At 69.2% G+C, this 15,234-nt stretch carries 14 protein-coding genes; all 14 read left to right on the top strand.

Going from position 1 to position 15,234, the window contains the following annotated elements:
- Positions 1-149 precede the first annotated feature (149 nt).
- The 14 genes from K6T50_RS06145 (at position 150) to K6T50_RS06080 (ending at position 15,076) form a co-directional block, all read left to right on the top strand.
- Entirely contained in the window at positions 150-2,150 is a 2,001-nt protein-coding gene (locus K6T50_RS06145; RefSeq protein WP_222608515.1) for a flippase activity-associated protein Agl23, read from the top strand.
- Positions 2,151-2,255: 105 nt separating this feature from the next.
- Positions 2,256-3,491, top strand: a complete 1,236-nt coding sequence (locus K6T50_RS06140) for a 5-(carboxyamino)imidazole ribonucleotide synthase (protein WP_222608514.1) — start codon at positions 2,256-2,258, stop codon at positions 3,489-3,491.
- Positions 3,492-3,546: 55 nt separating this feature from the next.
- Entirely contained in the window at positions 3,547-4,170 is a 624-nt protein-coding gene (purE, locus tag K6T50_RS06135; RefSeq protein ID WP_222608513.1) for a 5-(carboxyamino)imidazole ribonucleotide mutase, read from the top strand.
- Positions 4,171-4,348: 178 nt separating this feature from the next.
- Complete coding sequence (locus K6T50_RS06130) at positions 4,349-4,762, top strand: NADH-quinone oxidoreductase subunit A (protein WP_222608512.1); 414 nt, start codon at positions 4,349-4,351, stop codon at positions 4,760-4,762.
- 1 nt (position 4,763) lies between these two features.
- On the top strand, positions 4,764-5,465 hold the full coding sequence (locus K6T50_RS06125; protein WP_222608511.1) for an NADH-quinone oxidoreductase subunit B: 702 nt from the start codon (positions 4,764-4,766) through the stop codon (positions 5,463-5,465).
- A 2-nt stretch (positions 5,466-5,467) separates the two neighbouring features.
- Positions 5,468-7,138: an NADH-quinone oxidoreductase subunit D gene (locus tag K6T50_RS06120; RefSeq protein ID WP_222608510.1), complete on the top strand. Its 1,671-nt coding sequence runs from the start codon at positions 5,468-5,470 to the stop codon at positions 7,136-7,138.
- Positions 7,135-8,211 carry a complex I subunit 1/NuoH family protein gene (locus K6T50_RS06115; RefSeq protein ID WP_222608509.1) on the top strand — a complete coding sequence of 359 codons (1,077 nt, stop codon included), beginning with the start codon at positions 7,135-7,137 and terminating at the stop codon, positions 8,209-8,211. Before K6T50_RS06120 ends, K6T50_RS06115 begins: the two co-directional genes overlap by 4 nt.
- Before the next feature lie 2 nt (positions 8,212-8,213).
- Positions 8,214-8,675 carry a NuoI/complex I 23 kDa subunit family protein gene (locus K6T50_RS06110; RefSeq protein WP_222608508.1) on the top strand — a complete coding sequence of 154 codons (462 nt, stop codon included), beginning with the start codon at positions 8,214-8,216 and terminating at the stop codon, positions 8,673-8,675.
- 360 nt (positions 8,676-9,035) lie between these two features.
- Positions 9,036-9,311 (top strand): NADH-quinone oxidoreductase subunit J, encoded by a 276-nt coding sequence (locus tag K6T50_RS06105; protein ID WP_222608507.1) that lies wholly within the window; start codon positions 9,036-9,038, stop codon positions 9,309-9,311.
- A complete protein-coding gene (locus K6T50_RS06100) occupies positions 9,308-9,688 on the top strand; it encodes a proton-conducting membrane transporter (RefSeq protein ID WP_222608506.1) in 381 nt (126 codons plus the stop codon). Before K6T50_RS06105 ends, K6T50_RS06100 begins: the two co-directional genes overlap by 4 nt.
- Complete coding sequence (nuoK, locus tag K6T50_RS06095; RefSeq protein ID WP_222608505.1) at positions 9,688-9,990, top strand: NADH-quinone oxidoreductase subunit NuoK; 303 nt, start codon at positions 9,688-9,690, stop codon at positions 9,988-9,990. Before K6T50_RS06100 ends, nuoK begins: the two co-directional genes overlap by 1 nt.
- A gap of 3 nt (positions 9,991-9,993) precedes the next feature.
- Entirely contained in the window at positions 9,994-12,039 is a 2,046-nt protein-coding gene (gene nuoL / locus K6T50_RS06090; protein WP_222608504.1) for an NADH-quinone oxidoreductase subunit L, read from the top strand.
- A complete protein-coding gene (locus K6T50_RS06085) occupies positions 12,036-13,568 on the top strand; it encodes a complex I subunit 4 family protein (protein ID WP_222608503.1) in 1,533 nt (510 codons plus the stop codon). The genes nuoL and K6T50_RS06085 overlap by 4 nt, the downstream gene beginning before the upstream one ends.
- Positions 13,568-15,076: an NADH-quinone oxidoreductase subunit N gene (locus tag K6T50_RS06080; protein WP_222608502.1), complete on the top strand. Its 1,509-nt coding sequence runs from the start codon at positions 13,568-13,570 to the stop codon at positions 15,074-15,076. The genes K6T50_RS06085 and K6T50_RS06080 overlap by 1 nt, the downstream gene beginning before the upstream one ends.
- Positions 15,077-15,234: the final 158 nt, after the last annotated feature.

Genomic DNA, 15,234 nt, shown 5'->3' with positions numbered 1-15,234 from the left:
ACGGGTCGACGGCGGGCCCGCTGAAATGCGTACCGCTCCGGGCGGATGTGTCCGTTCCGTCCGCGGGGTCGCGTTCGGCGGGGGCCTGAGCGGCGATCCGACGATCCATTCCACAAGAGTTGTTACCGGCGGCGTGCGACCGCTGCGCAATGAGTGATCCCGCCGGCGGGGACGAGTCAGCCCCCGACGGGACCGGCGACCGCGACGACGACGCCCCCGAGGCCGACGACGATGTCGCCCCCGACGGCGACGACGTTCTCCCGGTCGGTGACGGCTCGCCGCTCGCCGCCCTCCGCGACCGCGTCGGCGACCCGGCGACCGTCGCGGTACTGCTGATCGTCGCCGGCTCGCTGCTGCTCCGGACGGTCCAACTCGGGCAGCGGGTCTTCCACTGGGACGAGGGCCGCGTCGGCTACTGGATCCTCCGGTTCGACGCCACCGGCGAGTTCTTCTACCGCCCGATCATCCACGGCCCGTTCCTCCCGGTGGTCAACAACGTCCTCTTCGACCTCATCGGCGCGTCGGACTTCGCCGCGCGGCTCCCCGTCGCGCTCGTCGGCGGGCTGCTCCCGCTGGTCGCGCTGCTGTTGCGCCACCGCCTCCGCGACCGCGAGGTCGTCGCGCTCGCGCTGTTGCTGTCGGTCGACCCGCTGCTCGTCTACTACGGCCGGTTCATGCGCGGCGACGTGCTCGTCGGCGGCTTCGCCGTCGCCGCGTTCGCGCTCGTCGTGTACGCGATCGACACGCGCCGGACGCTCCCGCTGTTCGGGTCGGCCGCCCTGCTCGCGCTGGGCTTCTCCGCCAAGGAGAACGCGCTCGTGTACCTCGCGTGCTTCCTCGGCGCCGGGTTCCTCCTGCTCGACCACCGGCTGGTGCGGACCGCGCGGCGGACGGGCTCGCCGCTCGACGCCGTGGTCGGCGAGGCGGTCGCGCTCGGTCACTTCCTCGACGACTGGACCGCCGGATCGCGAACCAGGCTGTGGATCGAGCGCCGGGTCCGCGAGCGCGACCCGGACGCCCACTGGGCGCCAGAGGCCGGGTTCCTGGGCCACCTCGCGGTATGGATCCCGGTCGGCGCCGTCGGCGTCGCCGCGACGTTCCTCGGGGTCGTCGCGTTCTTCTACGCGCCGCGGCCGGACCTGTGGCAGGCGCTCGGCGTCGCGTCGGTCTCGGCCGGAACCGCGGGCGCAGACGCCGCGGCGCCGACGCTCGGGTCGGTACTACACGAGGCGACGTGGGGCGCCGGCGAGAAGTTCTGGGGCACGTGGGCCTCCGGCAACCACTCCGGACATCCGTACGTCCCGTACCTCTGGGACATCGTCGAGACGCTCGGATACGGCTCCGGCGTGCTCGTCGTGCTGGCGATCGTCGGCTTCCTCGCGGACGGCTACGGCGAGGCCCGGGGCACCCGGTCGATCGTCGCGTACGCGACCTACTGGGGCGCCGCGTCGCTGGTCGGCTACCCCGTCGCGACCGACATCGAGGCGCCGTGGGCCGCCGTCCATATCGTCCTCCCGCTGGCGATCCCGGCGGCCGTCGGGCTCGGCGAACTGGCCGACTCGCTGCGGGGCGGCTTGGCGAGCGAGGATACGGTCACCGCGGCGCTGGCGGGCCTGATCGTCCTCGCGGCCGTCGGCGGCGTCGCCGTCCCGAACGCCGACTACTGGAACTCCGCCTCCGAGGAGGACAAACAGGTGCTCCAGTGGGCCCAGCCCGAGAACGCCTACAAGGAGGCGCTCCAGGACGCCGGCGCCGTCGCCCGCGACAACGACGACGGGGCCGACGTGCTGTGGGTCGGGACGAGCACGAGCCGGGGCACGCGGCTGTACGTCTCCGACGAGTCGAGCGTCGACCGGATGCCGCCCGGCGGACCGAGCTGGCACTCACGGCTTCCGACGCCGTGGTACCTCGAACTCCACGACGCGAACGTGACCTCGACGCCGCCGGAGGCCCGGTACGACGAGCTCCCGCCGGCCGAGGAGATGCCGCCGGTCGTCATCGCGAAGCCGGACGACGCGGCGGAGTTGGAGTCGCGCCTCGACAGCTACGACTCCCGCGAGTACGCCTTCCGGCTGTGGAGCGAACGGATCGTCGTGTTCATCGACGAGGAGGCGCTCGCCGACGCCCGCGCCGACGAGCGGTCGGCGTGAAGGGCGTCGACCGGTCCGGTGACGACCGCAATCACAATCCACGTTCGTGCATACAAACCATGTCGTGAAGCAAGATTTATTCGCGGACCTGCCGAACCGGCGCCCGTGACACCGACCTGTCCCGGACCGACGCTGGGCGTCGTCGGCGGGGGCCAACTCGGCCGCATGCTCGCGGAGGCCGCCTCGCCGCTCGGCGTCGACGTGGTCGTGCTCGACCCGACGCCGAACTGTCCCGCCTCCCGGGTCGCCGAGCAGATCGAGGGCGCGTTCGACGATCCCGACGCCGTCCGCGAGCTGGCCGACCGGGCCGACGCGCTGACCCTGGAGATCGAGCTCGCAGACCCCGACGTGCTGGAGGAGATCGGCGAGGAGTACGACGTGCCCGTCAACCCCTCGCCTGACGCGTTGCGGACGATCCAGGACAAGCTCGTCCAGAAACGGGCGTTCGCCGACGCCGGTATCCCTGTCCCCGAGTTCGTCGCCGTCGACGACGCCGATGACCTCGCGGACGCTGTCGACCGCTTCGGCGGCTGCATGCTGAAGGCCCGAACCGGCGGCTACGACGGCCGCGGCAACCTCCCCGTCGAGCCCGGCGACGACTACGAGGCGAAGCTGGCGGCCGTCGGCGCCGGCGAGGGCGGCGCGATGGCCGAGGAGCTGATCGACTTCGAGCGCGAACTCTCCGTGGTCGCCGTCCGCGGCGACGACGAGCGCCGCGCGTTCCCCGTCGTCGAGAACGTCCATCGCGAGGAGATCCTCCGGGAGACCGTCGCGCCCGCCCGGTGCTCGGACGCGGTCGCCGAGCGTGCCCGCGAGGTTGCCCTCGACACGCTGGAGACGCTCGACGGGCGCGGCGTCTTCGCGATGGAGTTGTTCGAGGTGAGCGAGGCGCGTAGCGCCTCGGAGACGTCGAGCGGGGAGCGGAGCGACCCGCGAGACCGCGGCGGCGGGGTCCTCGTCAACGAAGTCGCCCCGCGCCCCCACAACTCCGGCCACTGGAGCATCGAGGGCGCGACCACCTCGCAGTTCGAACAGCACGTCCGCGCGGCGCTCGGGTGGCCGCTCGGCACTGCGGAGGCGCGCGCGCCGACCGTGATGGCGAACGTCCTCGGCGACGTGCCCGAGCCGCGCCCGGCGTCGCTGTCGGGCGTCGGCGACGTGCTCGCCGCGCCGAACGCGAACCTCCACTGGTACGGCAAGCGCGAGGCGCGCCCGCTGCGCAAGATGGGCCACCTCACGCTCGTCGACGCCGACGGCGACGCCGCGGCAGACGGCACGGCCGCCCGCGACGACCTGCTCGCCCGCGCCCGCGACCTGCGCGACGGGCTGACCTTCGAGTAACCGCCGCACGCGACCCTCACCGAACACCCACACCCACCCAGACTACCACCCACCCATGACCACCGTTCAGGACCTCATCGACCGACTCGAATCGGAGGCGAACAGCGACGCCGACCCGGACTCGACGCCCGACGTGGGCGTGATCATGGGATCGGACTCGGATCTGGACACCATGCAGGGCGCGTTCGACGCCCTCGACGAGCTGGGGTTCGCCGAGCAGACGGACTTTCACGACCCGCCGGCGGCGCGGTTCACTTACGAGGCGTACGTCGTCTCGGCCCACCGCACCCCGGAACTCATGTACGCGTACGGCGAGACCGCCGCGGACCGCGGGCTCGACGTGATCGTCGCCGGCGCGGGCGGGAAGTCCGCCGACCTGCCGAACATGACCGCGAGCATTGCCTACCCGATCCCGGTCGTCGGCGTGCCCGTACAGGAGAAGTCCGTCGACTCGGTGATCGGGATGCCGACCGGCGCGCCCATCGTCGCCGTCGACGCCGGCAAGTCGTTCAACGCCGCGCTGTCGGCGGCGCAGGTGTTGGGGCGCGAGCACGACGAGGTCGAGGAGCGCCTCGTCGAGTATCACGAGGACCTCGTGGCGGGCGTCGCGGACGTCTCCGCGGACCTCCACGATCTCGGGGTCGAGGGGTTCCGGGAGTCCCGCGGACGAGAGCAGTAGTCTCGAAGTCTCGAGTACTCTCGACCGGGCGCCGCGTGTCGCCTCCGCGGGGACAGGACCCACCCCTCGCCGCGAGGGAGCGCGTGTCGCCCCGAACCGGGCGGTACACGCGTGCACGCGTAAGTGAAGCACTTATCTGTGGGGCCTCCAAACCGACGTACGATACGGAGAACCCGGTATGAATGCATGGATAGCGATCGGCGCGTTGGCGGTGATGGGCGTGGGCATCCCGCTCGGGATGATGGCGGTGTCCGCGATCCTCCGCCCCAGCGTGCCCGAACAGGGCAAGAGCGCCACCTACGAGTCCGGTGAGATCCCGACGGGGTCGGCGACGGGCATCCAGTTCAACATCCAGTACTACATGGTTGCGCTGCTGTTCGTCGTGTTCGACATCGAGACCGTTCTGATCTTCCCGTGGGCCGTCATCTACCAGCCCGCGCTGGAGGCGGGCGTCGGGCTGACGACGGTGCTGCTCCCGATGCTGATCTTCATCGGGGTGCTCGTCGTCGGACTCGTGTGGGCGTGGCGACAGGGCGCCGTGAAGTGGGCCTCCAGCCCGCGTGCGGCGAGACAGAAGACGGAGCGTTCCTGACATGAGTAGCGACAACAGACCGTTCGTCACGGACGACAGCCAGGTACTGACCGACACCCGGGACGCCCGGATGACGGGCGAGGACAACCGCTTCAACTCGAAGCTGCGCGAGGCGTTCGGCTCCTCGCCGTTCATCCTCACCAAGTTCGACAAGTTCATGAACTGGGTGCGGGGCTCCTCGATGTTCATGCTGCAGTTCGGCATCGCCTGCTGCAGCATCGAGATGATGCACACCTACGCGGTCAAACACGACCTCGACCGCTTCGGCGCGGGTGTGCCGCGCGCGTCGCCGCGACAGGCCGACGTGATCATCGTCCCCGGGACGATCGTCTCGAAGTTCGCGCCGCGGATGAAGCGCGTGTACGACCAGATGCCCGAGCCGAAGTTCGTCATCGGCATGGGCTCGTGCACCATCTCCGGCGGCCCGTTCCAGGAGGGGTACAACGTGGTCAAGGGCGCCGAGGAGGTCATCCCGGTCGACATCCACGTCCCCGGCTGCCCGCCGCGCCCCGAGGCGCTGGTCTACGGCGTCGCGAAGCTCCAGGAGCGCATCGCCAACGGCGAGTCCTCGCCGGTGACGGTGAAGCCCTACGAGCTGGAGCAGTTCGGCGACCTCGACCGCGACGAGATCGTCGACCAGCTCGCGCAGGAGATCGACGAGGAGGACCTCGTCATGCGATATAACTGGGCGGACTCCCCCTAACCATGAGCCTGGAAGAACCCGAGCCGGACGTGCCGGCACCGGTCGCAGAACAGTCCCCCGACGAGCTCGCCGAGCTGCTGGGCGATCACGTGATCGGCCGCGAGGAGCACCTGAACGCGCCCGGCTACGTGATCCGGCCGGACGCGGTCCAGGACGTGCTCTCCACCCTCAAGGAGGAGGCGGGCTACGACCACCTGTCGTGTGTCACCGCCCAGGAGTACGAGGACCGCTACGAGTCGATCTACCACCTGAAGAAGTTCGACGACCCGACCCAGGAGGTCAGCGTCGTCGTCCCCGCCGACCGCGAGAACCCGGTTAGCGAGTCGGCCGAGCCGGTATTCCGGACGGCCGACTGGCACGAGCGCGAGGCGTACGACCTGGTCGGCATCGACTATGACGACCACCCCGACCTCCGCCGCATCCTCCTGCCGGAGTCCTGGCAGGGGCACCCGCTCTCGAAGGACTACGATCAGGACCGCCCGCAGATCGTCCCGCTGCGCGAGAACGCGAACCCGCTGCAGGAGGACCACCGCGGGGAGGACGACACGGACACGATGTTCCTCAACATCGGTCCCCATCACCCCGCGACCCACGGCGTCCTCCACCTGAAGACGACGCTGGACGGCGAGCAGGTCGCCGACGTGGAAAGCGACATCGGCTACCTCCACCGCTGCGAGGAGCAGATCTGTCAGAACGGCACCTACCGCCACCAGATCATGCCGTACCCCGACCGCTGGGACTACATCTCGGCGGGCCTGCTCAACGAGTGGGCGTACGCTCGCGCGGCCGAGGACATGGCCGACATCGAGGTGCCGGAGTACGCGCAGGTCATCCGGACGATGGGCGCGGAGCTGTGCCGCATCGCCGCGCACATGCTCGCGGTCGGCACGTTCGCGCTCGACGTGTACGGCGACTTCACCGCCATCTTCATGTACGCGATCCGGGACCGTGAGAAGGCCCAGAACATCCTCGAGGACCTGACGGGCCAGCGGCTCATGTTCAACTACTTCCGCCTCGGCGGGGTCGTCTGGGACCTGCCCGAGCCCCGCGAGGAGTTCTTCGAGAAGACCCGCGACTTCCTCGAGGACCTCCCGGAGGCGCTGGAGGAGTACCACGACCTCATCTCGGGCAACGAGATCCTCCAGATGCGGACCATCGACACCGGCGTGCTGCCGCCGGAGGTCGCGAAGAGCTACGGCGCCACGGGCCCCGTCGCCCGCGGCTCCGGCGTCGACTACGACCTCCGCCGCGACGACCCGTACGGCTACTACGACGAGCTCGACTGGGACGTGGTGACCGAGGACGGCTGCGACAACTACAGTCGCCTCCTCGTGCGCCTGCGCGAGGTCGAGGAGTCCGCGAAGATCATCGAGCAGTGCATCGACCTGCTGGAGGACTGGCCCGAGGAGGACCGGACCATCCAGGCCAACGTCCCGCGGACGCTGAAGCCGGACGACGACACCGAGATCTACCGCGCGGTCGAGGGCGCCAAGGGCGAGCTCGGCATCTACATGCGCTCGGACGGCACGGACAAGCCGGCCCGCTTCAAGATCCGGTCGCCGTGCTTCTCGAACCTCCAGACGCTGCCGGAGATGGCCGAGGGCGAGTACGTGCCCGACCTCGTCGCCGCGCTCGGTAGCCTGGACATCGTCCTCGGCGAGGTGGACAGATGACCGGGGCGGTCCCGCTTCAGCAGGGGATGCTCCCCGACACGATCGCGAACCTGCTGGGACTGGACGCGTTCGGCGTCGCCGGCGACATCGTCGCCGCGCTGCTGGGCGCGTTCCTCATCGCCAACTTCCTGCTCATCAACACGGCCTTCGCGGGCCCGTGGGCGAAACGGAAGATCACGGCGGCGTTCACCGACCGCATCGCGGTCAACCGGATCGGCCCGTTCGGCCTGTTCGTCATCGTCGCCGACGCGGTCCGGCTCCTCTCGAAGGAGCTGATCGTCCCGGAGGGGGCCGACCGTCCCGCGTGGGACCTCGGTCCGATCCTCATCCCGTTCTCGGCGCTGCTCGGCTTCGCAGTCATCCCGATGGGCAGCGGCCTGCAGTTGGCCGACCCCGAGACGGGGCTGGCGTTCGCCTTCGCCGCCTCGTCGATCGCCTCGGTCGGGCTGATCATGATGGGCTACGCGTCGAACAACAAGTACAGCCTGCTCGGCGGCCTGCGCGCCGTCGCCTCGAATATCGCCTACGAGATCCCGCTCATCGTCACCGGCGTCTCCGTCGTGCTGTTCACGGGGACGCTCCAGATGAGCGCGATCGTCGAGGCCCAGCAGGCGACGTTCGTCAGCGTCGCCGGGATCGCGATCCCGCAGTGGTTCGCGTTCGTGAATCCGTTCGCGTTCGTGCTGTTCGTGGTCGCGAACGTCGCGGAGGTCGGCCGGAACCCGTTCGACATCCCGGAGGCGCCAACCGAGATCGTCGCCGGCTACCAGACGGAGTACTCCTCCGTCTACTTCGTGCTCATCTACCTGGGCGAGTTCATCCACATCTTCCTGGGCGGCGCCATCGCGGCGACGCTGTTCCTCGGCGGCCCGGCCGGGCCCGGCCCGGCGGCGCTGGGGATCGTCTGGTTCACCGCGAAGATCTGGGCGTTCTTCCTGTTCACCCAGTGGCTGCGCTCGGCGGTCCCGCGCCTTCGTGTGGACCAGTTCATCGAGATCGGCTGGAAGGGTATGCTCGTGCTCGCGTTTGCGAACCTCGTCCTCACCGCGGTCATCGTGGGGGTGCTCGCGTAACCATGATCGGACTACTCAAAGGAATGGCGACGACGATGAAGCACGCGCTGGACGGCAAGACGTTCACGGTCGAGTACCCGGACGTCGCGCCCGAAGTGAGCCCCAGGTTCCGCGGGGTACACAAGTTCTCCCAGGAGCGGTGCATCTGGTGCCGCCAGTGTGAGAACGTCTGTCCGAACGACACGATCCAGATCGTGCAGGACGACCAGCGCAACGGCGAACAGTACAACCTCCACATCGGCCAGTGCATCTACTGCCGGCTGTGTGAGGAGGTGTGTCCGGTGGACGCGATCCTGCTGACGCAGAACTTCGAGTTCACCGCCGACACGAAAGACGAGTTCGTCTACAACAAGGAGCAGCTGAAGAACGTCCCCTGGTACAAGGGGATCGACCCGCTCGCGTCGCGCGAGCCCGACCGGGGCGCCTGGATCGGCGAGGGCGACGGCGAGATCGACTACCAGTAACCGTCGGACCGCCGCGGTTCGACGTTCTCGGGTTCTCCACCCGTTCGTTCGCTGACTCGGTAGCTGCCGGTGTGACCGGGGCGTTCGTCTCGTCCCGTTCCGCTCGGCCGCGACTCCCACGTTGCGCGCGCGGCCGGATCCCGCCCCCTCGGCGGTCCGGCGTGTACCGATCCGAGAGCCGATCGGGGCGCGCGGACTCCTCGTCGGGCGAGGGCACCCAGGACGGATCCGGGGATCGGTGCCGCCCGTGATCGCATATAAAAGCGATCCGGCCGAGACCCGACGGAACTCGCACACGCGCACCCACACGCGCAAACGTTCTCGAAACCTTCAAACGGACTCCGGCGGGAGTGTCCCGTAATGGTTGTAGAGACTATCGCGTTCGCGCTGTTCGCCCTCGTCACCGTGGGGAGCAGTTTGGGCGTGGTGCTCGTCGAGGACGTGTGGCACTCCGCACTCCTCCTCGGGGCCGCGCTGCTCAGCGTCGCGGTGCACTACGTGATGTTGCAGGCGGAGCTGCTGGCCGCCATGCAGATCCTCGTCTACGTGGGCGGGGTCCTGATCCTCATCACGTTCGCCGTGATGCTGGTGCGCAGGGAGGCTGAACCGGAGCAACTCGGGGTGAGCGACGCGTGAGCGACGCCGGCTCGCGACCGCGGCTGAAGCTCGGGGGGCACCTGCTTCCCGGCCTGGCGGCCGTCGCGCTGTTCGCCGTCCTCGCGGTCGTGTTCCTGCAGGCCTCCTTCGGGGAGCCCGCCGGGTTCCCCGAGGGTGCCTCGATCACCGCGAGCATCGGCTACGCGATGTTCAACGTCGACACGGGAGCCATCTCCGGGACGGTCGTCTCGGGCGAGGGCTTCGTCGTGGCGTTCGTCCTCATCGCGATCGTGCTCGACGTCGCGATCGACGGGGCGGTGTTCCTCGCGAAGCGCGACGAGGACGGCGGCATCGGGGGGGTGCTCACCGACGGCGGACGGGAGATCCGCGACAAGCTCCGGGGGGGTGAGGACTGATGGTGCCGCCGCAGTACTACCTGCTCCTGGCGGCCGCCGTCTTCTGTATCGGCGTGTTCGGGCTGTTGACGCGCCGGAACGCGCTGTTGTTCCTGATGTCGGTCGAGCTGATGCTCAACGCGGCCAACATCAACCTCGTCGCGTTCTCCTACTACTGGGGGAACGTGACGGGCCAGACGTTCGGCCTGTTCACGATGGCGCTGGCGGCCGCCGAGGTCGCCATCGGTATCGGGATCATCCTCGTGCTGTACCGCAACTTCAAGGAGATCGACGTGACCGAAGCGACGACGATGAGGTGGTAACATATGGCAGGAATCTTCGACTTCGGGCCGGCCATCGTACTGCTCCCGTTCCTCTCGTTCCTGATCGCGCTCGGGACGGCCCTCTCGGGGCGTGACCTGCTCCCGAAGGGCGGCGCCATCCCCGGCATCGCGGCGACCGCGGGGTCGCTGGTGCTGTCGGTCGCGATGGCCGCCGCCGTGGCGGGGGGCGAGGTGTACGACGAAACGATCTACACGTGGGCCGCCGGCGCGGTGCCGGGCACGGAGGGGATCGAGCTGACGTTCGGCCTGCTCATCGACCCGCTGTCGTCGATGATGCTCGTCATCGTGACGCTCATCGCCCTGCTGGTGCACGTGTTCTCGCTCGGCTACATGAACGACGACGGCCAGACCGGCCTCCCGCGCTACTACGCCGGGCTCGGCCTGTTCACGGCGTCCATGCTCGGGTTCGTCGTGGCCGACAACCTCCTGATGGCGTTCATGTTCTTCGAGCTGGTGGGGCTGTGTTCGTACCTCCTCATCGGCTTCCACTTCCGCGAGCCCGGCCCACCGTCGGCCGCGAAGAAGGCGTTCCTCGTCACCCGGTTCGGCGACTACTTCTTCCTGATCGGCGTCGTCGCCGTGTTCGCGACGTTCGGCACCGCGCAGTTCGCCGGGGAGAACGCCTTCCCGGTGCTGGCCGAACAGGCGCTCGCGGGCGAGTTCGCGGCGAACACGTTCCTCGGGCTCGGCACCGAGGCGTGGTTCACCGTCGTCGGCCTGCTCGTGCTCGGCGGCGTGATCGGCAAGTCCGCGCAGTTCCCGCTGCACACGTGGCTCCCCGACGCGATGGAGGGCCCGACGCCGGTCTCGGCGCTCATCCACGCGGCGACGATGGTAGCCGCCGGCGTCTACCTCGTCGCCCGGATGTACGGCTTCTACGCCGTCTCGCCGACGGCGCTGGGCGTCATCGCCCTCGTCGGCGGCTTCACGGCGCTGTTCGCCGGGACGATGGGCATCGTGAAGCGCGAGCTGAAGCAGGTGCTCGCGTACTCCACTATCTCGCAGTACGGCTACATGATGCTCGCGCTGGGCGCGGGCGGCTACGTGGCCGCGACGTTCCACCTGCTCACCCACGCGTTCTTCAAGGCGCTGCTGTTCCTCGGCGCCGGCTCGGTCATCCTCGCGATGCACCACAACGAGAACATGTGGGACATGGGCGGGCTCAAGGACGAGATGCCCGTGACGTACTACTCGTTCCTCGCCGGGTCGCTGGCGCTGGCGGGAATCTTCCCGTTCGCCGGCTTCTGGTCGAAGGACGAGGTCCTCTACTACTCGCTGGTCCACGGGCTGGCCGGGCAGCCGCTCCTGCTGCTCGGCTACGTCTTCGGCCTGCTGGCGGTACCCGTCACCGCGTTCTACACCTTCCGGATGGTGTTCCTCACCTTCCACGGCGACGCCCGCACCGAGGAGGCGGAGTCGCCCGAGTCGGTCCGCTGGAACGTGAAGGGGCCGCTCGCGGTGCTCGGCGTGCTCGCGACGGTCGCGGGCGCGGTCAACCTCGCGCCGGTCCGCACCCTCACGGGCGCGCATGTGGACTTCCTACATGCGTGGCTCGACGGCGGCTTTACCGACCTGACGGTCCACCACTACGGCGAGATCGACCCGTACTCCTCGGTGTATCTCGCGGGCAGCGAGGTGACGACGGTTCTGCTGGGCGCGGCGGTGTCGCTCGGGCTGGCGCTGCTGGGCCTGGGGCTCGCCTACCGCCTGTACGCGGTTCCCGAGCCCGTCGAGCACACCGACAAGCTCGGCTCCGTGAAGGACCTGCTGTACGACAACTACTACCAGGACGAGTATCAGGTGTACCTCGCGAACCGGGTCGTGCTCCCCCTCGCCCGCGCCGCGGACACCTTCGACCAGGGCGTCGTCGACGGCGCCGTGAACGCCGTCTCCAGCGTGAGCCTGTTCTCCGGCTCGCGCATCCGGCGCATCCAGACCGGCGTCGTGAGTAACTACGCCGCGCTGGTGACGCTGGGGCTGACGGCGCTGCTCGTCGTCTTCGGGGTTCTCGGGGGGTGGTTACTGTGATAATCGAAGCACTCATCGGAGTCACGTTCCTCGCCGCGCTGGTCGTCATGCTGGCGCCCGACAGGTACGCGGGGAAGCTCGCGTTCGCGCTGAGCCTCCTGCCGGTCGTCGGGAGCCTGTACATGTGGGCCGGCTTCGACGCCGGCGGGAACGCGCTCATGGCCGGGAGCATCGCCTACGAAACGCAGCTCGACTGGCTGACGGTCGCCGGCTACGACCTCCAGTGGTTCGTCGGCGTCGACGGTATCAGCCTCCCGCTGGTCGTCCTCTCGACGGTGCTGTCCTCGCTGGCGATCGTGTCGGCGTGGACGCCCATCGACACGCGCCAGTCGCAGTTCTACGGCCTGATGCTGTTCATGGAGGCGAACCTGCTGGGCGTGTTCACCGCGCTCGACTTCTTCCTGTGGTTCGTCTTCTGGGAGGCCGTGCTGGTCCCGATGTACTTCCTCATCGGCGTGTGGGGCGGCCCGCGCCGGAAGTACGCCGCGATCAAGTTCTTCGTCTACACGAACATCGCCAGCCTCGCGATGTTCATCGCGTTCATGGCGCTGGTGTTCAACCTCCCCGTCGGCTCCTTCGGGCTGCCGGAGATCACGCAGTCGTTGCAGGCCGGGGAGTTGAGTAGCTTCGTCGGGCTCGATCCGGCGACGCTGAAGCTGGCCGCCTTCGCGGCCATGTTCGCGGGCTTCGCGGTGAAGGTGCCCGTCGTCCCGTTCCACACCTGGCTGCCTGACGCCCACGTCGAGGCGCCGACGCCGGTGTCGGTGATGCTGGCGGGCGTCCTCCTGAAGATGGGGACGTACGCCCTGCTTCGGTTCAACTTCACCATGCTGCCGGACGTGGCGACGCGGCCGCTCGTCGCAACGGTCATCGCCGCGGTCGCCGTCGTCTCGGTCATCTACGGCGCGATGCTCGCGCTGGCACAGCAGGATCTCAAGCGCATCGTCGCGTACTCCTCCGTCTCGTCGATGGGGTACGTCATCCTCGGGCTCATCGCGTACACGGGCCTCGGGATCGGCGGCGCGACGTTCCAGATGGTCGCCCACGGGCTCATCTCCGGGCTGATGTTCATGGCGGTCGGCGTCATCTACAACGTCACCCACACGCGCATGGTGGGCGACATGTCCGGGATGGCCGACCGGATGCCCGTGACGGTGGGCATCCTCGTCGCCGGCGCGTTCGGCTACATGGGCCTGCCGCTCATGGCCGGCTTCGCGGCCGAGTACTTCATCTTCCAGGGGGCGTTCGCCTCGACGGTGATCCCGTCGGCGCCGCTGTTCACGGCGGCGTCGATGTTCGGCATCGTCATCGTGGCCGGCTACCTCCTGTTCGCGATGCAGCGCACGCTGTTCGGGGAGTTCTCCCTGGAGACGGACTACGAGGTGCGCCGCGCGCACTTCCACGACGTGGCGCCGCTGGCGGTGCTGCTGCTTTGCACCATCGCGCTCGGCGTCGCGCCGAACATCTTCTTCGAGATGATCACTGACGCGATCGAGCCGGTGGTCGCGGTCGTCGGGGGTGGTGCCTGATGGATCCCGTGCTCCTGCAGGCCGACCAGCTCCCCTCCTGGACCGCGCTCGCGCCGGCGCTGGCGCTCGCGGCGACCGGCCTCGTGCTGATCGCCGTCGACAGTATCGACCCCGACGACTCCCGGCCGGCGCTGTTGGCCGGCATCGCGACCGTCGGGTCGCTCGCGTCGCTCGGGTTCGCCGGCTGGTTCCTCTCGGCCGGAACCGGGCAGGCGGGCACCGGCGGCGCCATCGCGCTGTTCGGCGACGCGCTCGTCGTCGACGGCATGGCGCTGTTCTTCCAGGCCGTGTTCGCCTCCGTGACCGCGCTCGTCGTGGTCGCGAGCTACGACTACCTCAGCGACCACCCGTACCGGGCGGAGTTCTACTCGCTGGTGCTGTTCGCGGCGACCGGGATGGCGCTGATGGCGGCGGCCAACTCCCTGGCCGTGGCGTTCATCGCGCTGGAACTCGCCTCGCTGCCGTCCTACGCGCTGGTGGCGTTCCTCAAGCGGAACGCCGGCAGCGTCGAGGCGGGGCTGAAGTACTTCCTCATCGGCGCGCTGTCGTCGTCGGTGTTCGCGTTCGGCATCTCGCTGGTGTACGCCGCGACCGGGAGCCTCCTGCTGCCGGACGTGTACGACGCGCTCGCGGGCGGCGTCGAGGGGCTCACCGGCGTCGCGGCCGTCGGCATCCTGATGGTCGCCGGCGGGTTCGCGTTCAAGACCGCCTCCGTCCCGTTCCACTTCTGGGCGCCGGAGGCGTACGAGGGCGCGCCCGCGCCCGTCTCGGCGTTCCTCTCGTCGGCCTCGAAGGCGGCCGGTTTCGCGCTCGCGTTCCGCGTGTTCGTCGTCGGCTTCCCGCTGGACGCCGGCATCGACTGGGTGCTCCTGTTCCAGGTGCTCGCGGTCGTCACGATGACGCTCGGGAACTTCGCCGCCGCGACCCAGGAGGAGGTCAAGCGCATGCTCGCGTACTCCTCGATCGGGCACGCGGGCTACGCGCTCATCGGCCTGGCCGCCTTCACCGGCGGCGCCGGCGGCGACGTGATCGGCGCGTCGATGGCGCACCTGCTCGTGTACGGCTTCATGAACACCGGCGCGTTCCTGTTCGTCGCGCTCGCGGAACACTGGGAGATCGGCCGGACATTCGACGACTACGCGGGGCTGGCGAGCCGGGCGCCGATGGCGTCGGTCGCCATGTCCGTGTTCATGTTCTCGCTGGCGGGGCTGCCCCCGTTCGGCGGGTTCTTCTCGAAGTACTTCCTGTTCATGGGCGCGATCGACGCCGGCTTCTGGTGGCTCGCGGCCGTCGGGGCCGTCAACAGCGCGCTGTCGCTGTTCTACTACAGCCGCGTCGTGAAGGCGCTGTGGCTCGACGACGCGGTCGGCGAGTTCGAGCTCGGCTCGACGCCGACGGCGCTGTACGCCGCGGTCGTGTTCGCCGCCGTCGCGACACTGCTGCTGCTGCCCGGCTTCGCGCCGGTCATCGAGACGGCCCAGTCGGTCGCGACGACGATTATCCCGTAACGGCCCGGCCGCCGAGGTCGGATCGGTTTTTCGATAGGTCGAGTTCGGGTCCCGTCGAGCGACGGCCACACCGTCGACGGTCCCGACGGTCGCCGCCGCCGGCGACGGGGACGAGGACGACAATACGGTTCACTGTGGCCGGCGACGGGGACGACCAC

The sequence above is a fragment of the Halobaculum magnesiiphilum genome (genome assembly GCF_019823105.1).
GTDB classification, from domain to species: Archaea; Halobacteriota; Halobacteria; order Halobacteriales; family Haloferacaceae; genus Halobaculum; species Halobaculum magnesiiphilum.
Note: the sequence above shows the minus strand (reverse complement) of the source record. Positions and strands in the feature narration are given on the sequence as shown.